General features: G+C 62.5%; 23 protein-coding genes. 3 read left to right on the top strand and 20 right to left on the bottom strand.

Features of this window, described 5'->3' with window-relative positions:
* Positions 1-1,149 carry an efflux RND transporter periplasmic adaptor subunit gene (locus tag B597_RS24650; protein ID WP_003296467.1) on the bottom strand — a complete coding sequence of 383 codons (1,149 nt, stop codon included), beginning with the start codon at positions 1,147-1,149 and terminating at the stop codon, positions 1-3.
* Positions 1,150-1,360: 211 nt separating this feature from the next.
* Between B597_RS24650 and tbtR the strand changes: the two genes are divergently transcribed.
* From tbtR to B597_RS24635, 3 genes are all read left to right on the top strand, one after another.
* Entirely contained in the window at positions 1,361-2,146 is a 786-nt protein-coding gene (gene tbtR / locus B597_RS24645) for a tribuytltin resistance regulator TbtR (RefSeq protein WP_003296466.1), read from the top strand.
* 11 nt (positions 2,147-2,157) lie between these two features.
* Complete coding sequence (locus tag B597_RS24640; protein WP_003296465.1) at positions 2,158-2,799, top strand: TetR family transcriptional regulator; 642 nt, start codon at positions 2,158-2,160, stop codon at positions 2,797-2,799.
* 591 nt (positions 2,800-3,390) lie between these two features.
* Positions 3,391-4,761 carry an IS1182 family transposase gene (locus B597_RS24635; protein WP_003296464.1) on the top strand — a complete coding sequence of 457 codons (1,371 nt, stop codon included), beginning with the start codon at positions 3,391-3,393 and terminating at the stop codon, positions 4,759-4,761.
* Positions 4,762-4,963: 202 nt separating this feature from the next.
* On the opposite strand, the gene B597_RS24630 is transcribed toward B597_RS24635, so the two are convergent.
* The 19 genes from B597_RS24630 to B597_RS24535 form a co-directional block, all read right to left on the bottom strand.
* Positions 4,964-6,232 carry a tyrosine-type recombinase/integrase gene (locus B597_RS24630; protein WP_003296463.1) on the bottom strand — a complete coding sequence of 423 codons (1,269 nt, stop codon included), beginning with the start codon at positions 6,230-6,232 and terminating at the stop codon, positions 4,964-4,966.
* 356 nt (positions 6,233-6,588) lie between these two features.
* A complete protein-coding gene (locus B597_RS24625) occupies positions 6,589-7,401 on the bottom strand; it encodes a hypothetical protein (RefSeq protein WP_003296462.1) in 813 nt (270 codons plus the stop codon).
* Between the two features lie 291 nt (positions 7,402-7,692).
* Positions 7,693-8,436 carry a DUF5983 family protein gene (locus B597_RS24620; protein WP_015879472.1) on the bottom strand — a complete coding sequence of 248 codons (744 nt, stop codon included), beginning with the start codon at positions 8,434-8,436 and terminating at the stop codon, positions 7,693-7,695.
* Positions 8,437-8,556: 120 nt separating this feature from the next.
* Positions 8,557-9,219, bottom strand: a complete 663-nt coding sequence (locus B597_RS24615) for a hypothetical protein (RefSeq protein ID WP_003296461.1) — start codon at positions 9,217-9,219, stop codon at positions 8,557-8,559.
* Positions 9,220-9,387: 168 nt separating this feature from the next.
* Positions 9,388-9,780, bottom strand: a complete 393-nt coding sequence (locus B597_RS24610; RefSeq protein ID WP_003296460.1) for a hypothetical protein — start codon at positions 9,778-9,780, stop codon at positions 9,388-9,390.
* A 97-nt stretch (positions 9,781-9,877) separates the two neighbouring features.
* Complete coding sequence (locus tag B597_RS24605; protein WP_003296459.1) at positions 9,878-10,270, bottom strand: hypothetical protein; 393 nt, start codon at positions 10,268-10,270, stop codon at positions 9,878-9,880.
* 23 nt (positions 10,271-10,293) lie between these two features.
* On the bottom strand, positions 10,294-10,506 hold the full coding sequence (locus tag B597_RS24600) for a hypothetical protein (RefSeq protein ID WP_003296458.1): 213 nt from the start codon (positions 10,504-10,506) through the stop codon (positions 10,294-10,296).
* A gap of 335 nt (positions 10,507-10,841) precedes the next feature.
* Positions 10,842-11,405, bottom strand: coding sequence for a hypothetical protein (locus tag B597_RS24595; RefSeq protein WP_003296457.1), 564 nt, complete (start codon positions 11,403-11,405; stop codon positions 10,842-10,844).
* 361 nt (positions 11,406-11,766) lie between these two features.
* Entirely contained in the window at positions 11,767-13,359 is a 1,593-nt protein-coding gene (locus tag B597_RS24585; protein WP_003296455.1) for an ATP-binding protein, read from the bottom strand.
* A gap of 290 nt (positions 13,360-13,649) precedes the next feature.
* A complete protein-coding gene (locus B597_RS47475; protein ID WP_003296454.1) occupies positions 13,650-13,961 on the bottom strand; it encodes a hypothetical protein in 312 nt (103 codons plus the stop codon).
* Positions 13,962-14,312: 351 nt separating this feature from the next.
* Positions 14,313-16,322 carry a DNA topoisomerase III gene (locus B597_RS24575; protein ID WP_003296453.1) on the bottom strand — a complete coding sequence of 670 codons (2,010 nt, stop codon included), beginning with the start codon at positions 16,320-16,322 and terminating at the stop codon, positions 14,313-14,315.
* Between the two features lie 274 nt (positions 16,323-16,596).
* Positions 16,597-16,998, bottom strand: coding sequence for a single-stranded DNA-binding protein (locus B597_RS24570; protein ID WP_003296452.1), 402 nt, complete (start codon positions 16,996-16,998; stop codon positions 16,597-16,599).
* A 73-nt stretch (positions 16,999-17,071) separates the two neighbouring features.
* On the bottom strand, positions 17,072-17,602 hold the full coding sequence (locus B597_RS24565) for a DUF3158 family protein (protein WP_015879464.1): 531 nt from the start codon (positions 17,600-17,602) through the stop codon (positions 17,072-17,074).
* Positions 17,599-18,387, bottom strand: coding sequence for a PFL_4669 family integrating conjugative element protein (locus B597_RS24560; RefSeq protein ID WP_003296450.1), 789 nt, complete (start codon positions 18,385-18,387; stop codon positions 17,599-17,601). The genes B597_RS24565 and B597_RS24560 overlap by 4 nt, the downstream gene beginning before the upstream one ends.
* Before the next feature lie 358 nt (positions 18,388-18,745).
* Complete coding sequence (locus B597_RS24555) at positions 18,746-19,951, bottom strand: STY4528 family pathogenicity island replication protein (protein WP_003296449.1); 1,206 nt, start codon at positions 19,949-19,951, stop codon at positions 18,746-18,748.
* Positions 19,951-20,511, bottom strand: a complete 561-nt coding sequence (locus tag B597_RS24550) for a DUF2857 domain-containing protein (protein WP_003296448.1) — start codon at positions 20,509-20,511, stop codon at positions 19,951-19,953. The genes B597_RS24555 and B597_RS24550 overlap by 1 nt, the downstream gene beginning before the upstream one ends.
* An 11-nt stretch (positions 20,512-20,522) precedes the next feature.
* Positions 20,523-22,217 carry a ParB family protein gene (locus tag B597_RS24545; protein WP_003296447.1) on the bottom strand — a complete coding sequence of 565 codons (1,695 nt, stop codon included), beginning with the start codon at positions 22,215-22,217 and terminating at the stop codon, positions 20,523-20,525.
* On the bottom strand, positions 22,210-22,470 hold the full coding sequence (locus B597_RS24540; RefSeq protein WP_003296446.1) for a type II toxin-antitoxin system HicA family toxin: 261 nt from the start codon (positions 22,468-22,470) through the stop codon (positions 22,210-22,212). Before B597_RS24540 ends, B597_RS24545 begins: the two co-directional genes overlap by 8 nt.
* Entirely contained in the window at positions 22,454-23,317 is an 864-nt protein-coding gene (locus B597_RS24535; RefSeq protein ID WP_003296445.1) for a ParA family protein, read from the bottom strand. Before B597_RS24535 ends, B597_RS24540 begins: the two co-directional genes overlap by 17 nt.
* Between the last annotated feature and the right edge of the window lie 5 nt (positions 23,318-23,322).

Genomic DNA, 23,322 nt, shown 5'->3' with positions numbered 1-23,322 from the left:
TCAGTTGGCGACGGCGTCGGTCTTCGGAGCGAACTCGGCGACCAGCTTGACGTTACTGGCGGCCACCGGCTTGACCGTGATGCCGCTGCGTACCCGCTGCGTGCCTTCGGTGACCACCCGCTCGCCATCAGCAACACCCTTGCCGATCAGCCAGGCATTGCCGACGGTACGCAGGGTCTCGACCTCGCGCCGCTCGACGCTGTCGTCCGGCTTGACCACCCAGACGCTGGGTACGCCGCGGGCATCGCGACTGACCGCCTGCTGCGGCACGAGGATGGCGTCCTGCTGGGTGCCTTCCTTGAGCAGCGCATGCACGAACATGCCCGGCAGTAGCTTGCGGTCCGGGTTGGGAAACTCGGCGCGCAACGTCACCGAACCGGTGGTCGGGTCGACGCTCACCTCGGAGAACTTCAGGGTGCCGGGCAACGGATAGGCGCTGCCGTCATCGAGCGTCAGGCTGACCTCGGCCTGGTCACTGCCGGTTTTCTGCAGGCGCCCGGATTCCAGTGCGCGCTTGAGCCCGAGCAGCTTGGTGATCGGCTGGTTGACGTCGACGTATATCGGATCGAGCTGGGTCACGGTGGCCAGATGCTGGGCCTGGCCGTTGGTGACCAGCGCCCCCTCGGTCACTGCCGAGCGGCCGATGCGCCCGGAGATCGGCGCCAGCACCTTGGTGTACTGCACGTCGATGCGTGCCACCTGCACTTCCGCCTGCGCCTGCTTCCAGGCGGCCTGGGCGTCGTCGTACTGCTGCTGGCTGACCGCATTGGTCTTCAGCAGGCGCTCGTAGCGGCGGGCCAGGTTCTCGGCGGTGGTCAGGTTGGCTTCGGCGCGGGCCAGGCGCGCCTCGTAGGTGCGCGGATCGATCTGGTACAGCTGCTGGCCTTTCTTCACCTCCGAGCCCTCGGTGAACAGGCGCTGCTGGAGGATGCCGGAAACCTGCGGGCGCACCTCGGCGACCCGGTAGGCGCTGGTGCGACCCGGCAGGTCGGTGGTCAGGGTCAGCGGCTGCGCCTGTACGGTGTAGACGCCGACCTCGGGCACCGGCGCCGCGGTTTGCGTCTTGTCCGACTCCACGCAGCCGGCCAGCAACAGTGCCGCCAGCGGAACGGAATGCCATGCGCGCGATTTAGCTTTTCGGTGATTCACCTGTTGTCTCCCCTCAAATGCACAAAGGCTGTACCATATAGCGATTCAGTGTATCACTATACAGTTCAGTAGAGACAACTCGGAATATGTAACAGGCCTGAACAAGGAACTGGCAACTCCGGTCCGCGACGTTGAAGAATGCCTGTTCACTCTTGCGAAGCTGCTGGAAAATCCCCGCAACCCAAGTGGGCGTAGTACATAAGAGGATGCTATGACACAGACAGACCAGGCCGCTGAAGCCGGCCGGCACAACGGTATTCAGGTAATCGCCCGCGCAGGAGCGATCATGCGGGCCCTGGGCGACAACCCCCAGGGACTGAGCCTGGCTGCTATCGCGCAGATCGTCGACCTGCCCCGCTCCACGGTGCAGCGCATCATCACCGCGCTGGAGGCCGAGTACCTGGTCGAGACCCTTGGCCCCAGTGGCGGCTTCCGCCTGGGGCCGGCACTCGGGCAGCTGATCAGCCAGACCCAGACGGACATCATCACGTTGCTCAAGCCCTACATGCTCGAGCTCTCCGAGCAGTTGGGCGAGTCGGTTTGCGTCAGCACGCTGGTCGGCGCGAAAGCCTACGTGGTCGACCGCGTCGTGGCCGAGCGTGAGCTACGTGTCGTGTTTCCCATTGGTATCAAGGCGCCGGCCTACGCGACTGCGAGCGGCAAGGCGCTGCTGGCGGTCCTGGCCGATGAGTGGCGGCAACAGCTGCTGCCCGACCCGCTGCCGATCGTGACTCCATGCACGCCTGACCGGATTACGCTGCTTGAGCAGCTCGACCAGATCGCTGAGGGCGCCGTTGCCGAAGAACATGGCGAGCTGATTGAGGGACTCAGCTCGTTTGCGATCACGCTGGAAACCTATTTGGGTCGGTACTCGATCGCAATCGTCGGACCGACAGCGCGGCTAGTGACTCGTCGTGAGCCATTTCAACAGGCGCTGCACCGCTGCCAGCAGAGCGTCGAGCGGGCGATCGGTCGGCGCGCCACGCATACATCCTGAGAGGCGAAAGCATGGCCAGACGAACCGCCGCTGAAGCGGAGCTGACCCGACGCAAGATTCTCATGGCTGCCAATGAAGTGTTCTGGGATGAAGGGGTCGATAACGCCGCGTTGGCGACGGTGGCCAAGATGGCGGGCGTCACACGCGGTGCGGTCTATTGGCATTTCAAAGACAAGCACGCCATCTTGAACGCGCTGTTCGACGAGTTATCGATTCCGCTTCGACAGCCGGTGCCTCGCAATGCCTGCCTTGACAACGCATGGACGTGGCTGGCGCGCGTTCTGCTGAATACGGTTGGCGACGACACGGCTCGAAAGCTCTTGAGCATCATGTTCCTTCAAGGTCCTACAGGCGAATGCGGAATCATTCGGGACGGCTTAACGCGGCTGCGCAAGCAGTTCATGCGGCAAATTGCGGCCATCCTCGAGTCCGCTTCTAGAAATGGCGAAATTTCTCCAGACATAAATCTTGAAATGGTCGAGGCGCTATTTCAGAGCGCTATCAGCGGTCTTTTATATGAGTGCCTGCAACAGCCAGAGAACAAAGAGTCGCTAATACGTTCCGTGCTCGAATCACTGCTCTGTCTGATCAAGTCGCCACCTGAGCATTTGTTAAAAGTGTCTGTGGCATCAGGAAATTGCCCGAACACATGAGGGAGCGGAGTTCTTACCTGCCGCCTGGCACGTCTCGAACTGGATAGAGTGTTCAACGTAATTGAGGACTGTCGGCGGCGCCTCTCGAAAGGGCATGGTATGTAGCGAAACTGCCTGGCGCACGCAAACTCGCGCAAGAGCTACAAACAGCACCAGCTTGGTCGCAACTGGATCTGCCTTGCCACTGCATTTTTGTAGCAGCAACATTGCATCGATATTGAGTACGTGCGTCTTCACGACACCTGCGCCTGCAGCTCAACATTACTGTCTATGAATCTGCGATGCTCGTTGCTAACTACGGTGAGGTAATATATCAATGAGTTTCCAGCGTGCACTACATCGGAGCGCGACGGCAGTTAAGCAATTAGCTTCACTCAGTTTTGAATCTCTACCTCATGGTGGGCTAGTCCCAAGTTTAGTGGCCAGTTGCATAAAATCAATCAGCCCTGCATTCGTGAGCACCTGATGACCGCTTTTGGCCGATTGTTCGCCCGGGCGAGCGGCAGCTTTGGGTCGATTCTGTTGAAAAAGTAGCGACCTCCCCATGCCGTTGGCAAAATTGCTTTGTCAGCGGGCGTGGAGGCGAACAGCATGATGGGACAGTTACCGGGAGGACAGCAGCGCCTGTTCTACTCGTTCAATCTCGAAGATCACGTCCCGGCCCAACATCTCCTGCGCAGCATCGACCAGTGCCTGGATCTCAGTGATCTGCGCGCCTATCTGGCGGATTTCTATAGCCCCATCGGGCGTCCCTCGATTGACCCGGAATTGATGGTGCGTATGCTCGTCGTCGGCTACTGCTATGGCATTCGTTCCGAGCGTCGATTGTGCGAAGAGGTGCACCTGAACCTTGGCTATCGCTGGTTCTGCCGGCTGGGTCTGGAAGACGAAGTACCCAATCACTCGACCTTCTCGAAGAACCGGCACGGCCGTTTTCGTGACAGTGGCCTGTTCCGCTGGTTGTTCAATGAGGTGCTGCGCCGCTGCATGGCGGCTGGCCTGGTCAAAGGCGAAGGCTTCGCTGTGGACGCCAGCATCATCAAGGCCGATGCTAGCCGCCAACGTGGGGTGGTGGGAGATGAAGTCGATTGGAGCGATCCAAAGCTCAGCAGCCGCGCCGTGCGCGAGTACCTCGAAGCACTTGATGAAGATGCGTTGGCTGAGGCTCTTCCCAAGAAGATTTCGCTCACCGATCCTCAGTCCCGTTGGACAGCAGCACCAGGCGGCCCGGCCTTCTTTGCCTACTCCACAAATTACCTGATCGACACTGAGCACGGTGTGATCATGGATGTGGAAGCGACCCCGGCGCACCGTACCGCCGAAGTCGACTCGACCAGGACGATGGTCGAGCGTGTCGAAGCGCAGTTCGACCTCACACCGGAACGCCTCATCGGCGACACCGCCTATGGCACTGCCCCGATGCTGGCCTGGATGGTCGAAGAGAAGGACATCGAGCCGCATGTGCCGGTGTGGGACAAGACTGAGCGCAAGGACGACAGTCTCTCCAGTAACGACTTCCACTGGAATCAGGAAGCCAATGAATATCGCTGCCCAACCGGCAAACCGCTACGCAGTGAATGGCGCGCCTTCACCCAGAAAAGATCGCGGGTAACCAAGGCCAACACCATCATCTACCGCTCCAGCCAAACCGACTGCGTCACCTGTCCGTTGAAAGCGAAATGCTGCCCCAACACACCGAATCGGAAGATCGTTCGCAGCATCCATGAGGCTGCCCGCGATGTGGCTCGACGCATCGCCAAGACACCGGAATACCTCGTCTCACGTTGCGAACGGAAGAAGGTGGAGATGCTTTTCGCCCATCTTAAACGGATCATGAAACTCGACCGTTTACGACTGCGTGGCCTGACAGGCGCCACTGACGAATTCACCATGGCTGCGATGGTGCAGAACCTGCGCCGCATGGCCAAGCTTTTGCCTCAAGGGCCACCGCTCACGGGATAGGTACGCCTGTGGCGAGCAGAAACCCTCGAATTAACCCTCAAACCTGAGCAAGGACGCTCAGTGAAACGCCGAAAGGTAACTTGAAGTGGCTTGCAGCCACTTCGACAGCAGGTACATCCGACCGCCTTGCTGCCGCTAAACCTACTTTTTCAACAGAATCGGCCGGAAGCAGTCGTCTAAAACGTACTTGTTCCGTCTGTCATTATTGAGCGGCAGCATTCGATGTAGCTAGTGCTGCCTTCTTCCATGCATCCAGCATGTCAGCCCATTTCTGCATCATTTCTGCCCGATCACTTAGGTACTCAGCATGGTTGTAGGTGCGGCGAACTGCATTGGGTTCGATGTGGGCGAGCTGCCTTTCGACCCAGTCAGCTGAGAAGCCCATTTCATTCAGTCGGGTACTGCCTGTCGTGCGCGTGGCATGCGGGCTGTACTTGCCGGCCCAGCCCAAGACGTTAAGCATCTGGCGAAATGATGCGGAAACCATTGGCCGAGTACGTACGTCTCGGTGCGGAAAGACATGGGTGTATTTTCCGGTAATGGCATGAAGGCCTCGCAGCATTTCTACCGCTTGCTGGGGCAGGGGATTCGTATGCTCCTTGCGCTTTTTCATCCGCTCGGCAGGGATTTTCCAAAGCGCCTTTTCTAGGTCGAATTCCGACCATTGAGCTTCTACTGCTTCGCTTGGGCGGCACAGAGTCAGCCACATAAGGCGGAACGCGCAGAGCGTTTCGTGGCGCCCGCCGTGGGATTCGACATCGTGCAGTAGCTGGCCAATTTCATCTGTGGATAGTGGGCGCTTGTGCTGCGTCTTGTTGGCTGGGAGCGCTTTGCGAACCGGATGCACAGGGTCGCTGGTGGCGCGCAGCGTCGAGATCGCCAATTCGAACACGCCAGTCATGGTTCGCTTTGCCTCAGCGGCAACGGACGGCCCATTGTCCTGGGCTGCTCCTTTGAGCACCTCAAGAATGTGGGCGGGGGTGATGGCCTTGATCGGCTGGCTGCCGATCTTTGGAAAGACAACTCGCTCCAGCATTCTGAGTCGCCTGGATTTTGTGATGTCCTCCCAATCCTTCAGAGCCAACCACTCTTTCGCGACCGCTTCAAAGGTGATGGTTTTTTCGTAGTCGCGTTTGACTCGCTCTTGCTGGCGGTGATGGGCTGGATTGATGCCTTGTACGACCAGTGAGCGTGCTTTGATGCGCTCTTCTCTGGCTTCCGAAAGAGTAAATCGACGCCCTTTGCGGCGGTCCTCCGTCTGCTCAGGCGTTTCGCCCTTTGGAGCGATCACGTAATCCCCGATGGCGAACACGCTTTCTTTCTTGGCACCAGCGTCGCTTAGCTCGAATCTATAGCGCCATGCCTTGACCCCGTTGGGCTTCACCTCAAGGTAGAGCCCATTTCCGTCAGTCATTTTGTAGGGCTTTTCCTTCGGCTTTGCGGTACGGCACGCAGTGTCAGTAAGCGGCATGACTGCTCCTTTCTAGCTGTACCCGGTTAATGGGGTGGGTACGTTTTCGCTGTACCCGGTAGCGTACCCGGTTGTTCAGTAGATCGCATAGAGGTTTGATGGACGCTGCTGGATAAGAAAAACCCTTAAGGCGGCATTCCTCAAGGGGTTTAGTGTCCATTAAGATCCGAGAGGATCTAAGTTGCTGTTCAGACGTTCTGCCGACACGGTCATGAGATATTTCCCAGCAGATAGGCACAGCCCCGGAAGCTGGCGCGAGGCCAGTTTCCGGGGCAAGTGCCGTGGTGGATGAATGCTCCGACAAGGCGGTGCGGAAAGGACGAAATGCCGCCGACGGACTCAGCCGCTTCGCGCAGTCATGCGGATACCGCCCGCGGCTTGCGCCGTGCGGGCTTCTGCACGGTGCTGACGCGAATCTGGCGCCAACTGCCATCGTCGATCAGGCGTTCCAACGTGTTGCCGAGGTCATCGAAGAACACCTCATCCACGCGCTCCACCAGCTCACCGTCGCGGTGCAGTTCCACCGCATAGAGATCGTCGCCTCGTTCGTACAGCACGGTGACGCGCCCCTGGAACTTCGCAGTGACCACGTTGAAACTGATGGCCGGCGGCGTGGCGATGATGTCCTTGGGCAGTGGATCGACCCAAGTGAAGTCGCACGCGCCAGCATCGACCAGCAGGTGCGTGATGCGCCGGTAGCCGTCGGGCGCCGGCAGCGTTTCCAACTGCTCGATGAGTTGCTGCAGTTCCAGGCAGCGCGGCTGCGGGACCGGCAGTTTCGCCGGAGCCGAACCGAGCACGAACGTCTGCAGCTTGTAGGGCTGGCCGTCGTGGGTGTACTCGGTGCGTTCCTCGGGGGTATCCGCCCGCAAGCCGTCGAAGCGGCGTCTGGCATAAGGCTCGACCTGTACCTTGGCACCTTCGTCGGGTTCCTCGGTCACGCGCGACCGGTCGAGCACCATGAACTGGGTGCGTCCGGTCTTGACGACAATGGCCTCGTCTGTGCTCGCGATGACCTTGCCTTCAAAAGGCTTGGGATCGATATGGAAGCCCATCGTCGATACCTTGGGCTCACCGTCGAAGATGACGAACTTGAAGCCGCGGGCATTGGACGGCACATGGCCGGAAACCAGCGTCGGGAGTTGTTGACGAATGAGTTGATGGTCCATGGGAAATCTCCAGAAAAAAGGGACTTCCCGGCCACAGGGGACGGGTTGTCCCAAGTGGGTGGATTGGATGGACGCGGTGCGTCCGGAAGAGGATGAAAGCCAGCACGCGATCGGCATGCCGCGGTCTCGATGGCCTTGACCGCCTGGGATGTTGCCGGCTACGCCAGCGAACATGGCAGCAGGATGGCAGAGCCTGGCCGGCCCGGCCTGCGATAAACCGAACCGGCCTGCACCGCATTCCCGAGGCAGAAAAAAGCCCCTCATCGGAGGGGCTCGGGGGGACATGACTGGTCAGGTGTCCACAGAGGGGGTGTCGTCCTCTTCCTCGAAGACGGTCAGACCGTCCAGCTCGTTGGCATCAGCATCGAATACCAGCACCCTTACGTCAGCCTGTCCGGCCAGCGCCAGTACGTCGGCCAGATCCTCGGGCATACCCTTGGACAGGTGCTCCCGGCGCAGTTGCTCGGCGGTGATGCCTTCGACGTGCATCAGGTTCTCATCCGTCCAGGGTGTGGCGATCAGCTTGACGCCGATGGCTGGGCTGTACGGGATGCGAAAGGCGACGAACAGGAACCCGCTCGGTGTGGCGATATCCGCCAGTTCGCACAGGTAGCGGCCCGATGCTTCGGTGATGTGGGCCGTGCTGATCTCCCAGGCACGGCTGTAGAAGCCCGTCTCGAACTGCAGATTGCGCACCACCGCTTGGGCATATTCCAGTGTGTAGCTGTCGCCCACATGGATGAAGCCTCTATCGAGGGTTCGGCCATAGATGCTGTGGTACACGGCCTGCACGGCGCCGCTGCCGCCGCACAAGGCATCGAGTTCGGCGGGCACCGTTTGGCCTTCGGTGATCAGCACGAAATCATCGTTGAAGATGCACGCTTGGTACGCCACCTTGTCATCGGGTAGATGAGCCTGCGATGGATGCAGCGGCAGAAAGGTTTGCGGGTGGCGCTCGTCGTAGCTGATGACGGCAAGGCGCCGAATCTCGAAACCGTAGTAGCCGCGGGCGAAAGGATTGGATGAATGGTCCATGGTTTGATTCTCCGGTGAGGGGTGACGCAGGGCCAACCCCCACCGGGGATCGACCCAGTGGGAAAGGAAGTGGTGCCGGCAGGCGGCACCGGTATGGATCAAGCGTCGTATCGCGGCCTGTCAGCTCAACAGCTCGGACAGGCGGTGTTGCAATTGCCGGCGCTGCGTTTCGTCGGTGATGCCGGCGAGCAGGCGTTGTGTTTCCCGGGCGAACAGATTGGCAGCAGCCTCCAGGTTCTGAATCAGAAGGGCTTGCCGGATACGGTTGCCGAGATCGAGCACCTGACCGGAGGCACCGAAGACCGAGAACTCGCGGCTGATGAAAGAACCGTCACCGCCGAAGTTGAAGAGGCGTGGTTTGCTGCAATACCAGCAACCCTCGAAGCGAATCTCCTTGAGGCCGTGACCATCGTCGAGTCGCGTGGCGATCAGGAACAGCGCGTCGAGATCCGAGTCGTCCTCGAAACGATGGTGTTCGATCAGGTGCTGCAGATCTTCGTCCTGGTCGGTGCCGAAATGCCTGGAAAGCACGGCCAGAACGTCGTCCATCGTGGGAGGGCCCTCGCTGGGCACGGACAGCCCCAGCGACTGGGCCAGTGCAACGAGGTCTTCGCAGACATCGTCCCAATGCGCGCCGCTGTCTTCGGCAATCTGGGCGATGTAGACCTCGCCGTCGCCGGGGTATGAGGCATCCAGCTTCAAACCGCCGAACAGCGCGGTAATCACCGGGGTGACTTGGTCGAGAACGAGGACGCCGGTGGCGTCGTAGTAGTTGTTTGCCATGGGGTGGCTCCTGGTTGGTGATGCGGAGCCAGCCCCTGCGGACATGGCATCCGCGGGGATGAACCCGAAACCGTGGCTTCGGGCAAAGGTGGAAAAGCGCTATTCGCCGAAGTCGGTGGGGTCGCCCAGAGACTTCAGCAGTTCGATCAGGCCGCAGTTGGCCAAGACCTAGAGCGCGTTGTAGTCGTCGCCCGTCGGTGCCTGCTCGCTGGTGTTGATCCGGGCATCCAGATCGAGGACGTTCTGCCGCACCCGGCGGGCGATCGCCAGCGGTTTGGGTGCGTCATCCAGGACGGGCTCGCCCAGTGCGGCAAGCACAACCCGTGGTGACAGCGCGTCCGGCAAGGACTCGAACACCGTGGGGGTGTCGCTGCGGCACAGGGCTTCGGCTTCGGAGTTGCCGATGTCGAAGCAGACGATTTCGTCGTCGGCCGCGCCTTCGGTGTCGTAGTCCACTACCGCGAATGGCGGCAGCGGCAGATGATCGGGCCAGTCCTGCACGACGATGGCCTGCACCAGGCCTCCTTCGAGGACGACGGCAAAGGATGGATTTCGGGACATGGGTCGCTCCTGTGGGAAGAATGGAGGGACACCGCCCCGAAGGGACGGATGTCCCTCGCTGGGGGTTGAGAAAATGGCGGTGGTCGGTCGTTCGGACCTACCAGCCGCTGTAGTTGAGTACCAGATCGGCGATCACCTGACGCCGCTCCAGATCCAGGCCACCGAGGTCGGAAAGCCCCTCGAAGCCGCAGCGCTTGAGCATCGCGGCGCCCTCGCGCGAGTTGTAGAAGCTCACCATCGCGGACAGGAACATGCGCTGTCCGCCGCTCAAAACGCCCAGGGCGTCGTTGAGTTCCAGCAGGTTCGGACGCAAGTCCCACTTGCTGGCGGCACGGCGCAGGCCTTCGCGGGTGCCATCGCCAAACCACTCGGGCCCGGCGATTTCCGCACCGCGTTTCCAAGCCTCGAAAAAGGCCTCGGGCGCACGCTCGAAATGGCGCGTTTCACGCATGATCTGATCGACGACGTCGGTTGGTAGAAGCTGATTCATGACGGTCTCCTCATGGATGGGGATCAAGGGGTGGGCAGCTGGGTCCAGCCGCCTCGGTCGAGGGCTCGCTGGGCTGCCGCCGAACTGCGGAAGTACTCGGCCGACTCGCGGGAGACGGGGCCTTCGATGTCGCGCGTACCGATGTAGTGGCCGGCGGCGCTGTGAAGCACTTGGAGCGGCAGGTGTTTGCCGGCGTAGATCAGGGCCAAGTGGCCGAACGAGGCTTGCTGGGACATGGCGGAGCTCCTTTCAGGAAGCAGGATCGCCATGGCCCTGGACGGGATGGCTGCTCCCGCTGGCGGTGGATGAATCGGCATCGGCGCCGTGAGGGCGCGCGTCCGCGGACTCGATGCGATGGCGGACTGGTGTGGGTCGCACGGGAGGGGAATCCCGCGGCAGCCTGAAACCCTGGCTGCTGGCATGGTGCTGACGAGGTCAGCGACGCATGCCGACAGCTTCCGCCGGCGCTAGGCCGGCGTCATGCGCAAATGGGAATCCGAGGCGTCCCGATTGATGGACGAAAAAAAGCCCCGCAATCGCGGGGCTGTGGAGGCTCGGGAAGCCTTGGGGATCAGGACGATTCGCCGCCCAGTACATGCTGCTTCCACAAGGCGAAAGCCTCATCCGGCGGCAGCTCGGCCAGAATGATGATGGGTGTTTCCTGCCGTGCGCGCAGCGCCGCAAAGTACCCGGCGCGGTCGGCGATGGCCTTGAGCTTGATGCCTTTCAGGAACAGCAGCTTGCCGTCCCTGATGAACAGCACCTTGTTGGCGATGTCGCGGGTGTAGGCGGTGCGTAGCTTGCGTTCGGCATGCTGTGCTTCAGCCAGATGATCGACCAGATAGTCGAGCGTGATGTCGATGACCAGCGGGTCGTCGTCCTCGCCGGAGATGCCGCCCTCCAGCGTATCGGGGGGCAGGCTCCTGGCGAAGGCTTCGGCCTCGGCCAGCCATGCAGCCTGGCCGTCGAGTGCGCGGATGCAGGTGGAACCGCCGTGCCCGTCGTTGCGGGCATCGGCAATGGCAACGCCATCGAACAGCACGGTGGCAGTGAAGCACAGCGTCTCTTCGCTGGCGAAATCTGCGACCTTGAGGTGTATCAGGGTGATGCGGTCTTGCGTGGTGATGGTTTCCATGGACATTCCTTGAGATCAGTCGGGAAACGCCACGCCCCTGCGGGACGAAGCGCTCATCCCGTAGGTTGGAGAAAGAGGCATCGATGCCCGCATGGGCAGCGTTCGCCCGAGCGATGCGACGGCGAACTGGCGGGTGGCATGGAGCAAGCTCCACGGCAGCCTGAAACCCTGGCTGCTGGCGAAGCCGACAATGTCGGCAACAGCGGATGCCAGCATCGGTTCTGGTACTGTCCGCGTCATCCGGAAACGGGAAATCAGCACAGCCGGATTCGCCCGCACCCGGTAGCGAGAACCGGTTTTTCGTCGGCCCACAAGAAGAAAAAACGCCCCCGAAATCGGGGGCGTGGAGAGATGGCACCGATCAGGCAGTGACCGCCTGCAATTTGCCGGTGTCATCGAAGACCAGGCGCACGGTGGCGCCGGCCAGCTTGGGTTGCACGCCATGGCGCAGCGCGTACGGCAGCAGCGCCTGGACCACGCGATCGGCTGATGACGAGCAGCCTACGGCGATGAAGGTTTCGATCAGGAGTGCGTCCTCGTCTTCACGATCCTCACCGTAGCGATCGTCGAACACATAGTCGCAGACCAGCCCGGTTCTGGCCCCCGCCGAGGGGGTCAGGTAGAGCGTGTATCCCTTGCGCACGGCCTCCACTGCGTACTCCACCGTCCCGAGATGGCCCTCCAGCCCGACATGCAGGGTATCGACCAATTCCAGCTCCACCTCGTAGTCGGCAAGTCCGGGATTGACCTCTCGATGCAAGGTGGTGCCGGTTCTGATGCGCACCTGCTCAGGGCTGACGACCTTGATCAGACGCTTGAGCCAGTGGCCGTCATCCAGACCGGGCTCGTCGAGTACATACGCTTTGGCCGCTTCCAGGTAGATCTCGGCGGTCGGCGCGGTTTCGTCGTCGGGCTCGATCTGCCAGACACCAAGCACTTCCAGGGCCTGTTGGGCGATCACGCCATTTCCGCCCAGATAACGCCGCCAGTATTGACGATAGCCGGCCGGCTCTTCGTCCCAGTCCCGGAACCAGGACAGAGGAACGAAGGGCACGTCGTTGAGCAGATCGGCGTTCGACGAGTTGAGGCAGACATGCGCGTAGTGCGTGACGAAGTCGCTGGCGGCAAGCGCCTGCTTCTTCTCGATCAGTGCCTCGCGGTAGGCCTGATCGACCGCAGCCTGGATACGTGGATGATCTTCCGTCTCGTTCAGCAGGTGCTGCCGATCCGGGAGCTTCGCCAGCGTGTTGTCAGGCAGCAGGACGACCTGGCGTTCCTGGCTCGTGGGCAGCCTGTCGATAGGTCGTCCGCCGATGGGCAGTCCCTGAAGAAAGCAGCGCCACTGCGTGCGCGTACCGGACAGATTGATCAAGACCTTGCCCATGGACGTCTCGCGCCAGTGCAGATCGGGCTTCGCCAACGGGCGTGGCACTTCAGCGCCGTTGAGCCAGACCGGCACCGGAAAGGCTTCGCACAGACGCTGGAGCTCGTGCTCCACCCAGGTGGGCAGATCCTGCCCGGCCTGCACCGGCTTGACGCCTTCGAGGTGGATGGCGGTGCCCTCCAGATGGAAGCCTGCGATGTCTTCCTCGATCGGCTCGCCGGCAATGATCTCGGCGGTTCGCGCGCTGAACAGTTTGTCGCGCGAATGCACCGTCAGAGTCTTGGCGAAGTACAAGGTCGAGAGCACACCGAGGCCGAAGGCGTTCTCGCGCGCCTTGAGTTGCTTGTCCCAGCCGGATTCGGCGATGAAGATCAAGGTCTGCAGGTCGCTAATGCCGATGCCATCGTCGGTGATGGTCAGGCTGTCCTGGTTCACCGTGATGTGGATCGCGCTGGCCTGGGCGCGGCGGGCGTTCTGTAACAGTTCGCCCAGCATCGAGCCCTGGTTGAACGCATGGCGCAGATTGGCGATGAGGCTGTGCTGGTTGGTCTTGAGACGAAGGGTTCTCATGAGATGACTCCTTGGATAATGGTTTGCACCGGACAGGCACAGCGCTGCCCGGTGCGACGGGGCACTGAACAGGCGGATGCCGGTGGGAAGGGGAATGGGCCGGTCGGCCCGAGGGAGAAGCAGCATCGACGCCCGGAATGGGCGCGTGTCCGCGGCACGATGCGATGCGGACAAGGACGGTCGGCGCGGAGGGTCCGCGACGCAGCCTGCACGACCCTGGCTGCTGGCAACGGCTGACGAATCAGCGATGCAGGCCCGACAATGCGCCTGCCGTTGCGTGGTGTCGCTGATCAATGCGCAGTCGTGCGCCCCGCGTTGTCCAGAGTCTGCAGCAGGCGCCGGCCCAGCCAGGCCATGCACGGCACCGCCATCGAATTGCCAATCGCCTTGTAGCGCGGCGCCTCGGCGGCCGGCTTGTGGTTGAGGATTCGTTCGGGTGTCTCCTGTTCGTGTGACCGAGGCAGAATTGCCGGGTCGTCATGGCGGATGCGCAGGAGAAAACACGCCGAAGGCTGGCCGCCTTCGGCTTGGAGGAGGAAACCACCCGTGTACTGGTTCAGGTTGCGGTCGTCGGTGGAACCGTTCGCTGTCTCAGCATTCACCCGGCCCTTGTCGTGGTTGGGGCCGGCATCGTCTGGCGCACATCCGCGCACAAAGGGAGCCCGTTCTTTTCACCGGTGGGCGCCGGTGTCGAATACCGCCAACCCTGAAGGGTCTCCTGATGCCTCGACCCCCATGGCAGGCAAGGCATCAGGAGACCCTTCGCAGCGGGCGGGACTGTTACTGATCGAGGGAATACGCGGTGCGTGATTCGAGGAAAAAAGGCCTTCTCGCCCCTCGCAAGGGGCGCGCACACCGCAACAGAAGGTATCGCGTGCTGGGAGCCTCGCAGGGCTGCGGGGCGGTGGTCACGTTGCCGGGGGTGGTCAACGCGACGACGGGTTCTCTGTCTTTCAGGAGGCCTTCGGGCCACCGCGGCGCTTGCGCGGCGCGGCACGCTTGCCCGATTCGATGGGCAGCGTTCCCTTGCAGTCGGGGTATTTCGCGCAGGACCAGAATGGACCGCTCTTGCCGCTGCGCTGGCGCGTGGCACCGCCACACTGCGGGCATGCTGGCCCCTCGGGAATCTTGATGGACAGCGAGGTGCCACGGTACTGCGCAATCAACTGCGTGACCCAGGCCGCCTGCTTGTCGATGAAGGTATCGAGCGCGAGCTGTCCGGTTTCGATCATGTCGAGCGCCTGTTCCCACACCGCGGTTGTGCCGGGATCGGCGATCGCGGCGGGCACGGTGTCGATGAGCGTGAAGGCGGCATCCGAGGCGCGGATGGCCCGTCCTTTCTTGATCAGGTAGCCACGGTTCAGCAGGCCGCCGATGATATTGGCGCGGGTCGCTTCGGTGCCGATGCCCACGGAATCTTTCAGCTTCTGTTTCAGGCGTGGGTCTGACACCAGTTTGGCGACGCTTTTCATCGCCTTGACCAACTCACCTTGGGTGTACGGGCGCGGCGGCAGCGTCTTGAGCGCCTTCAGATCGACCCCAGCCACCTGGCACGCCAGCCCTTGGTGTAGCGCTGGCAGCACCTGGCTGCGGGGTGCGGCGTCATCGCCGGCATCGTCGGGTTGCGGCTCGGCCAGTACCAGGCGCCAACCCGGCACGACTACGTGCTTGCCCACGGCCTGCAATGTCTGGTCGCCGCAAGAGAACCTTGCTGTCGTGCGGTCGAACTCGTGCGGCGGAAGAAATTGCGCCAGGTAGTGGGCGCGGATCAGGCGGTAGACGGCCAGTTCCTTCTCGCTCATCGCCGACAGGTTGGCGGGTTCGAGCGTGGGGATGATGCCGTGGTGGGCCGATACCTTGGCGTCGTTCCAGGCGCGCGAGTGCTGGGTGCGGTCGAGCTGGTCGATGATCGGGCGCAGGCTCGGATCGGTCTTGAGCAGACTGTCGAGCACCGTGGGCGCTTCGGCATGCATGCTTTCGGGAAGATAGCCGGAGTCGCTACGTGGATAGGTGGTGGCCTTGTGCGTCTCGTACAGGGATTGGGCGATCTCTAGCGTCTCCTGGACATCGAGGCCGAACTGCTTGGAACACACTTCCTGCAAGGTGCCGAGATCAAACGGCAATGGCGCGCCTTCGCGCATGCGTTCGGTCTCGACCGATACCATCTGAGCAGCGCCAGCGGCGCGGATGCGCTGCACCGCCTGCTGCGCAACAGGCTCCTGCAGGCAACGGCCTGCATCGTCGGTACTGGCCGATGGCGGCAGCCACTGCGCGGTGAATGTCTGGCCTGTGCAGGACAGCGCCACTTCGATGGACCAGAACGGGACGGAGACGAAGGCCGCGATTTCACGATCGCGATCGACCACCAGTCTGAGCGTGGGGGTCTGCACGCGTCCGACCGACAGCACGCCGTCATAGCCGGCCCGGCGCCCCAGGAGGGTGAACAGGCGGCTCAGGTTCATCCCCACCAGCCAGTCCGCTCTGGAGCGCGCCAGCGCCGAGTGATACATGGGCAGCGTGTCGCCCGAAGGCTTCAGCTTGCCGAGCGCGGCATGGATCGAGGCGTCGTTCAGTGCTGACAACCACAGCCGTTGAATGGGGCCGCGATAGCCACAGAGATCGATGATCTCGCGCGCAATCAGTTCGCCTTCGCGATCGGCGTCGGTGGCGATGACCAGTTCGGTCGCCTTGCTCAGAAGGTCTTTGACGACCTTGAATTGCGCTGCGGTCTTGGGTTTGACCTCAACCCGCCAGTGCTGGGGAATAATGGGAAGTTGCTCGATCGTCCAGCGCTTGAGCTGTTCGTCATAGGCTTCCGGCGGCGCGGCTTCGACAAGGTGGCCAATGCACCACGTCACGACAACGCCGGGGCCGTTGAGGCAACCATTGCCGCGCTGCCTTGCGCCCAACAGGCGCCCGATGTCCTTGCCTTGCGAAGGTTTTTCGCAGAGAAATAGCCGCATGCCTGTCCATCCAAATCACATTGCCGATGTATCTGGGCAGCAGCATGTCTGGATGTTGCGAACCTCACCGCAAACAAGAGGAATGTGCAGGCACCCGCTTTGATCACGGAAACGGCGGCATATCCGACCGGGGGCGTTGGGCGTGCGAAGTGTTGATGTGTACTGGAGCTTCTTGCGCTGGGCGCGCGAAAACGCGGTGGATGTTGGTGGAACCTCGCTTCCCGAAGACAGGAAGACGGAGCGAGCCTCGGTAGGCTCGCCCCTGGAGATGCGCCTACTCCGACGGTGGCGGCTGCTCCGCTGATGTCGGCTTCGGGCTGAGCGTGACCGACTCGATCCGGTACGGCAGGATGCCGACGCTGCGCGCATTGATCTGCCAGGTCTCGCGCGGCTTCTCATCCTTGTCCTCCCAGGGTTCGCGCTCCATGCGGCCGATGACCAGAACGCGCATGCCTTTCTGGTACAGATCCTTCCAGTGCTCGGCATCGCGGTGCCAGATTTCGACCGGCGCCCAGAAGCCACCACGGTCCTCGAAGGTGCCGTCCTTCTTGGGCACCGGGTTGTCGAAATAGACGTTCAGGCGCAGCAGGCGACTGGGTTCGTCGTTGCCATTCGGGAACTCGCGGTACTCGGGCGGCGAGCCGATGTTGCCTTCTCCAGAAAAATGCGTGCTCATGTTGTGATCTCCGTGGTGGTTGAAATGCCCGTGCCAAGTCGGCCCCGGGCGCGTGCTGGGATGCCTGGCGCAATCACCGATCGTGCATTGCGGCGGGAATGGATTTGAGCCGGCGCAGATAAGCGTCCTCGGCCTGGGCCATCTTGCCGGCGCAGTCCTGGGCCTGCCGGCCGAGGGTATGCAGCAGACTGATCTGCATGTTCAACGCGATGCGCTGCTGTTCCAGCGCGAGCAGATCCTCCAGCAGATTCACCGGCGTGGCCGTGGAGGCCATGACCTCCTGCCAGAGGGCGACGCCCATCGCCGAGCGGTCGTGCTTGCGCCAGCGCAGAAAGGTCGTGCCTGCGCCGGTACGCTGCTGGGCCAGTTCAATGGACAGCAGACGGAAGGGATAGCCTCGCGCCTGCGCCAGCACGCGCCGCTGCGCCAGGTCAATCAACTCATCCCTGAGCGCGTGACACCGGTTGACCCAGTCTTCGAGATCCCCTTTACCCTTAAAAGCCCTTAAAAGGCCTTTTAGATAGCCCGCCTGTTCCAACTGGATGAAGTCCGCCTGTTCCAGGGGCTGGAAGTGCCGGCGTTGGTTCGGTTCGCGTACTGTCATGCTGACTCACCCTCGTCGGATGAGGCTGCTTCGGCGGGGTCTGCCGCAGCATCCGGCTCGCTGGCTGGTTCGGTTTCGGGGGCGGTGCGCTGCTGCAGGCCACGGCGTGCGATCGGCGGCGCGAAGCGGCTGCGCCGGGTACCTTCGAGCACGTCCTGGGGCAATTCACCGTACTTTTCCAGCGCCGCCCGTGCTGCGGCATTCTTCGCCGCGAAGTCGTCGCGCGTGGTGCCGGAATACCGGTACTGCTGCGCCAGAGAGAACAGGCTGCGCAATGAGTGCGCGCCGTCGTTGAGCCAGCGTTCGAGCGTCGAGCGATCGATCAGCGCGGTGTGGTGGGCCAGGATCAGACGTCGGGCAAGATCGTCGTAGTCCGCCAGCAGATACACCGCCATGAAGCCCAACTGCGAGGACACGAACAGCGGCAGCTTGACCGGCTGGACGTTGAGGTTCTCGCCCAGGCTCAACGCAGGCGGCACGCCGGCCAGTGCCTGGTCTACTTGCTGGCGCAGGGTCTGGAGCTGTTCCTTGGTGGTGGATAGCTTGTCCTCGATGCGCAGCATCCACCAGTCCGAATAGGGGTCGTCCTGTTCGGCGCCGCGCTTGAGCTTGTTCATGATGGAGACAAAGCCGTTGAGGCCGATGATGCCGGGCCTGCCTTCGGCCGGGGCGCGGCCATGCCAGATGCGGGACGCATGGTGGGTGTGCAGGGTCAGGGACATCGCGCTGCGCAGCGATCCCAGGTTCAACTGAAGGGATTCGGTGGCATTGTTCTCTTGGGCCATGGTGACGACTCTCGGTGATGAATGAGTCGTCAGCATCCGGGTTGGCCGGAAGGCCGTCAGTCATCAAACCGAACCCGCCGCTTGCCTGATTTGTCGGAGCGGCCAGCCGCGCGCATCGTTCGGAAGCACCGTTGCGATGCCGCACCGGAAGGCTGCGTGTTGCGCTATACCCGGGGTATAGGCGTCCATGGCGCTCAGTGGATGCTGCCGGGGGAGCACGGTGTGGATCAGGGCCGCTGCGGGCGGAAGGCGGTGTGTTCCGCTATACCCGGGGTATAGGCGACGGTGGAACACCTTGGACATTGCAGAGCAGCTTCCGGGCTGATGACTCTCGACGCCGTGCCGGCTCGCGGGCGTGTCAGGTCGAGCGCAACAGTTCCTGCAGGCGCGCCAGATGAGCTTTCGCGACTTCCGCATCAGCAGGTGTGGCGGGCGGCGGATCGGGCTCTGGTGTCCTGTTGACTGGCGCCGCAGGCGCCTTCTGTGCAGCCCAGGTGCGAAATTCTCCCCGTAAGGCCTTCTGAATGATGCCGAACAGGTAGCCGGTGGGATTGCGGACCGTCGTGGAGGCGCAGCGTGCATCCCATTCGTCCAGCAGGGCTTGCCGCAGATCGTGATCCACTGACTGCATCGCGGCCAGCGCGCCGTTCTGCTGCTCCGCCTTCAGCGCCAGGAAGCGCCTGGGCAACTGCAGTTGCTGACGTTCTTCTTGCGCGCGCGGTACTGTACGTACTTCTTTAATACTTTCTTTTATACGTACTGTACGGTTCGACTTCGGATTCCGAAGTGCGCCGTTTTCCGGGCTTTTCCGGCCTGCTTCGGAATCCGAAGAGAGGTTCGCCAGATTCCGAAGACGGTCGTCGGAGCCGTCTTCGGAATCGTGTTCGCCGCCGCCCTGTGGATAACTCGATGTGCCGTTCCAGCCCTGCGCTGACAGCCGCTGTGACAGAATCTCCAGGCGACTCGGCAGCACTCGGCCGCTGAGCATGGGGTCTTGCGTCAACTCCTGCAGGGTGGTCGCGCCCACGCGCTGGACGGATTTGCTGGCATGCGTCAGTGCCTGGCTGACCAACTCCAGATAATCGGCATCGAGCTGGATGGCTTCGTAAGGGGTGAGCGGTTCGTCGTGCAGGACGTAGAGGTTGCCCTGAATGCGCCCGCTTCTGGGATCACGCCGGCGCCGCACCAGGCTGATCCAGCGCGTCAGTCGCAGCACGGTCAGCGCTCGGGCCACCGTCTCGTGCGATGCCCTCTCGGCACAAGGCATGGAGGCCAGCCAAGGCGCAAGCTGGTCGTAGGTGGGCATGGCGGTGATGCCGTCGTCCGCCAGCATCAGGCGGAACACCTGCCAGCCGTTGCGTTCAAGCGGTGTCAGGCGCCGGTCCAGCAGCAATGCACGCGGCACGCTGTCGTGTCGATTGCCACTATAGAGAAAGCCGTCGGTCGGTGGTGAGACTGCAGATGGGGCCGGCGGCGGCTGTTGAGGTGCCAGTTGGCCGAGCGCCTGCTCGAACAGCTCGCCCAGCCGGACGGGGCCGCGCGTAGGGTGTGGCCCATCCGTCATCAGGTCAGCCCTTCATCGATCCATCCGCGCAAGGCATTCCAGATCACGGACAGAGGCAGCCCAGTGGCCTCGGCGAGATCCGCCGCGACGCCCAGCATTCCCATGTCGTCGTTGCTGTCGACTTCCTGCTCCTTCACTGTCGAGGACCAGCGCTTCCACAGGTCGGTGTCCTGTTCCTCGGTCAATACCGGATGCCGCCCCTTGCGTTTCGGCAGGCCGATGACACTGCGACGCAAGGCGATCTCCTGGTGGGTCAAGCCGAAGAATTTGCTGATCAGCTCCGTGCTGGCGCCCAGGCGCAGTAGCCGATCGATCTTCACCACCTCCTCGGTGACGTCTTCTACCTGGTGCAGCAGACGACGCAGCACATCGCGGTTGACGACTACCGAGCACCACGACACGTTGGCGTTGGCCAGCACGCTGGCCATCGCGGGATGCTTGAGGGCATCCAGATCCTTGTCGTCGAACCCCATCGACTTGGCCCGGCGCAACTGGCCGTTGCGTAGATCATGAAGTGCCTGGGCGATCACTGCCTGGTTAAGTGGGTGAGGTCCGGACATGGCTACGCCTCTCATGATCCGGTGATGGCATGGTCGCCATCGGCGATGCCGGTCTCGATGTCCCTCAAGCGACGGGCAAGCCGCAGCAGGCGGAACAGTTTCACCAGGGCGTTGTCGCTGAGCCTGTGTGGCAAGCCTTGCTGCGCTCCGGTGACTGCCGGGGTACCTTGTAGAAGCGCTCCCAGCATTTCGGTGAGAATCGAAAGATCGATGCTCGTGACCGACTGATCGGTCGCCAAGTAAGGCGTGCTCAGGGCATGCAGCAGTGCCAGCGTCGCCTGGGCGTGCCGATCGGGTGTTGGCTCGGCCTCGGGCTGCCGGCATCGAAAACCGATGCCTTCCTGGCACGCCTCGACCAGGTCTTGCAGAGCGGCTTCGCCGGCAATCTCGCGGGCGAACTGCGCGATATGCGTGCGCAGGCGATCGGGGTCGTCCAGCGCGGGTTCGATGTACCAGACGTCGGTAATCGGATAGAGACTTCCTGCCTGAATCGGGATCGACTGCAAGACGTTGCGCTCGAAATCCGGCAACGTCTCGCCGGTGTGATCCGCGACCAGGCGCTGGATGGATTGCAGCCGCTCGGTTGTGCCGGCTGGCGATACGATGTGCTCCTGCAACAGGGTGGCACGCTGCGCATCGTCGGATTCCTCCGGACCCGGTGCGGGCGGCGCGGCTGTCGGCGCCGAAGGCGTCGTCGATGTCTGCTCCGGTGGCGGGGGCGAGGATGGCTGCCCGGTCGACGCTGTCGATGGCGACGACAGGGATGGTGCTGGCGCGGGAGGTGATTCGGGTTCGCCGGCAGGCTCGCTGCTGAGGACCTGCCAGCGCCGATCCGAGTCGGTAATCTCGAAGAGCAGCGTGTCGTATTCCATGTCGAGCAGATCGGCCATCTGGCCGACCAGTTCGTCCTGGACGCGCTGAACGCTGAAGCCGCCCGCCGCACTGTCGAACAGTGCCAACACGTCCTGGAACAACGTGGGGAAATCGAGGTGGGAGTGGGCCTGGCGATTGCGGGCCGACCAGACTCTGTCGGCGGCGCGCCGCAGGCTGGTCAGTTGCTCGACCTGGTGCCGCCCCAGGCCGGCGTAAAGCACGGTCGGGATGGCGGGCAGCAGATATTGGATGGCCTCTTGCATCCGGCTGATGTGGGGTTGCGGCACGGGATAGCCGTCCGCCTTGAGGCGGCGTGCCAGCTCGGATTGGGACAAGGGTTTGCCGGTTTCCTCTTCATACAGTTCCCGGGCTTTCTGCACGCCCAATGCGCGCTCGATGAACGACAGGCCGCCGTGCAGCTCGTTTTCCGCGAGATGGCCCGTCAAGGAAACTATTTCTCCGCGTTCTGGCCATGGCCGGAACTGGCAGGCAATGCGGAAGAAGCGCTCGTCCCGTGTCTCGCTCCAGAGTTCGCGCAGGATCGCCAGACGCGTATTGCCGCCGTTGCGGATGATGTAGTGATCCGCGCCTGGACGCCGCGTGATGGGCGGGGGAGCGTCGAGTCCGCGTTCGCGAATCGACGCCTTGATGTCGTCGTAAAGCGGGTTGCGGGTGAGGCGCGGATCAAGCTCATACGGCCGCAGTTCATCGAGCGTCACGACCATCGGCGTATCCTCAATCGGATCGCTCAAGCTGCTCGCGACGGGGCCGCTGCGCGTGAAGCCATCGCTCAGGAGCTTGTTTGCAACGTCCTGGGGGGAGATGTCAGGCATGGCCATCTCCTTCCTGCGTAGGAAGCTCCGAGGGTTCGAGCCCACGCTGGGCTCGCCGCAGCATGGCGCGGGCGTTGAGCCCCGCTCGGTGGTCGCTGGCGGTGGCGCTGGTGAAGATCGGTGGCAGGCCCGGCCGGGTGAACTTGAGATGTCCACCTGGGGTACGAACGACCTCCCATCCTTCGCTCAGGGCATACTCGATCAGCGGCAGCAACCGCTTGTGGCCGCGGGCCAGTTCATGGGCGTTCGACATGGGCGAACCTCCCTCCGGCCTTGCCGGTGACCGCTGCGAACCGTTCCTGCCACTGAGGGCATAGCTCATTTGCCAGGCCGCGCACGATCTCCAACGCGGCCAATGCCTGACGGCCCGAAGGCCGTCGATGCTCGACGCGATGAACAGGCAGGCCTCGGGTGGCTGCGCGCGGAAAAGCTTCGATCGCAGGAATTTCAGTGGCCAGTACCTGGATGCTGGCCTGCTCCTGGAAGATCAGGCGTAGCGTCTGCTGGATCAGGCGCGCGTTGGACGAGACGGCGGGGACGCGGTTTATCAGCAACTGCAGTGCGGGCGGTTCAATGCCCAGCTTTCGGTACGGCGTGATGTCCTCGACCAATTGCAGGGTTCCACGCCGCAGTTCGCGTGCAGCCAGGATTTCCGGTGTGACGGGCGACACGGCCTGCTGGGATGCCAGCAGTGCCATTTCCAGCAATACGCTGCGCGCGCCCTGGGTGTCTATGACCACCAGATCGTAGTGCGGCTGGAAGGTTGGCATCAGGTTGCGCAACCGCAGGCGTCCATCTGGGGCGTGCAGCAGCAAGGTATTGAGCTGCCGGTGCTCGTCGTTGGACAGCACCAGATCCAGGTTGTCGATGACTGTGCGCGACACCAGGTTCGCCAGGTCGCGTTCGTTGAAAGCCAGAAGCTCGTAGATGCCGCCCGGTGCGCGATGCTTCAGCTCGTAGTAGGACGACAGGGTTGGCTGCATGTCCAGGTCGAGCAGCAGCACCCGCAGACCTGCGTCGGCGATGAATGCGCCGAGGTTGGCCGCGACGGTGGTCTTGCCCACGCCGCCTTTGGTCGAAATGATGGATACGACCTGCATAGGGC

The sequence above is a fragment of the Stutzerimonas stutzeri KOS6 genome (assembly GCF_000307775.2).
In the GTDB taxonomy this organism is placed as follows: domain Bacteria; phylum Pseudomonadota; class Gammaproteobacteria; order Pseudomonadales; family Pseudomonadaceae; genus Stutzerimonas; species Stutzerimonas stutzeri_B.
Note: the sequence above shows the minus strand (reverse complement) of the source record. Positions and strands in the feature narration are given on the sequence as shown.

Excerpts from the sequence above, each read along its gene's own strand:
- B597_RS24600 (WP_003296458.1), bottom strand. The coding sequence starts at position 10,506 with ATGTCCCAGCAAGCCTCGTTCGGCCACTTGGCCCTGATCTACGCCGGC.
- B597_RS24555 (WP_003296449.1), bottom strand. The coding sequence starts at position 19,951 with ATGACGGATGGGCCACACCCTACGCGCGGCCCCGTCCGGCTGGGCGAG.
- B597_RS24595 (WP_003296457.1), bottom strand. The coding sequence starts at position 11,405 with ATGGAAACCATCACCACGCAAGACCGCATCACCCTGATACACCTCAAG.
- B597_RS24630 (WP_003296463.1), bottom strand. The coding sequence starts at position 6,232 with ATGCCGCTTACTGACACTGCGTGCCGTACCGCAAAGCCGAAGGAAAAG.
- B597_RS24610 (WP_003296460.1), bottom strand. The coding sequence starts at position 9,780 with ATGTCCCGAAATCCATCCTTTGCCGTCGTCCTCGAAGGAGGCCTGGTG.
- B597_RS24540 (WP_003296446.1), bottom strand. The coding sequence starts at position 22,470 with ATGTCGAACGCCCATGAACTGGCCCGCGGCCACAAGCGGTTGCTGCCG.
- B597_RS24585 (WP_003296455.1), bottom strand. The coding sequence starts at position 13,359 with ATGAGAACCCTTCGTCTCAAGACCAACCAGCACAGCCTCATCGCCAAT.
- B597_RS24560 (WP_003296450.1), bottom strand. The coding sequence starts at position 18,387 with ATGGCCCAAGAGAACAATGCCACCGAATCCCTTCAGTTGAACCTGGGA.
- B597_RS24545 (WP_003296447.1), bottom strand. The coding sequence starts at position 22,217 with ATGCCTGACATCTCCCCCCAGGACGTTGCAAACAAGCTCCTGAGCGAT.
- B597_RS24640 (WP_003296465.1), top strand. The coding sequence starts at position 2,158 with ATGGCCAGACGAACCGCCGCTGAAGCGGAGCTGACCCGACGCAAGATT.
- tbtR (WP_003296466.1), top strand. The coding sequence starts at position 1,361 with ATGACACAGACAGACCAGGCCGCTGAAGCCGGCCGGCACAACGGTATT.
- B597_RS24620 (WP_015879472.1), bottom strand. The coding sequence starts at position 8,436 with ATGGACCATTCATCCAATCCTTTCGCCCGCGGCTACTACGGTTTCGAG.
- B597_RS24570 (WP_003296452.1), bottom strand. The coding sequence starts at position 16,998 with ATGAGCACGCATTTTTCTGGAGAAGGCAACATCGGCTCGCCGCCCGAG.
- B597_RS24605 (WP_003296459.1), bottom strand. The coding sequence starts at position 10,270 with ATGAATCAGCTTCTACCAACCGACGTCGTCGATCAGATCATGCGTGAA.
- B597_RS24615 (WP_003296461.1), bottom strand. The coding sequence starts at position 9,219 with ATGGCAAACAACTACTACGACGCCACCGGCGTCCTCGTTCTCGACCAA.
- B597_RS24550 (WP_003296448.1), bottom strand. The coding sequence starts at position 20,511 with ATGTCCGGACCTCACCCACTTAACCAGGCAGTGATCGCCCAGGCACTT.
- B597_RS24635 (WP_003296464.1), top strand. The coding sequence starts at position 3,391 with ATGATGGGACAGTTACCGGGAGGACAGCAGCGCCTGTTCTACTCGTTC.
- B597_RS24565 (WP_015879464.1), bottom strand. The coding sequence starts at position 17,602 with ATGACAGTACGCGAACCGAACCAACGCCGGCACTTCCAGCCCCTGGAA.
- B597_RS24625 (WP_003296462.1), bottom strand. The coding sequence starts at position 7,401 with ATGGACCATCAACTCATTCGTCAACAACTCCCGACGCTGGTTTCCGGC.
- B597_RS24535 (WP_003296445.1), bottom strand. The coding sequence starts at position 23,317 with ATGCAGGTCGTATCCATCATTTCGACCAAAGGCGGCGTGGGCAAGACC.
- B597_RS24575 (WP_003296453.1), bottom strand. The coding sequence starts at position 16,322 with ATGCGGCTATTTCTCTGCGAAAAACCTTCGCAAGGCAAGGACATCGGG.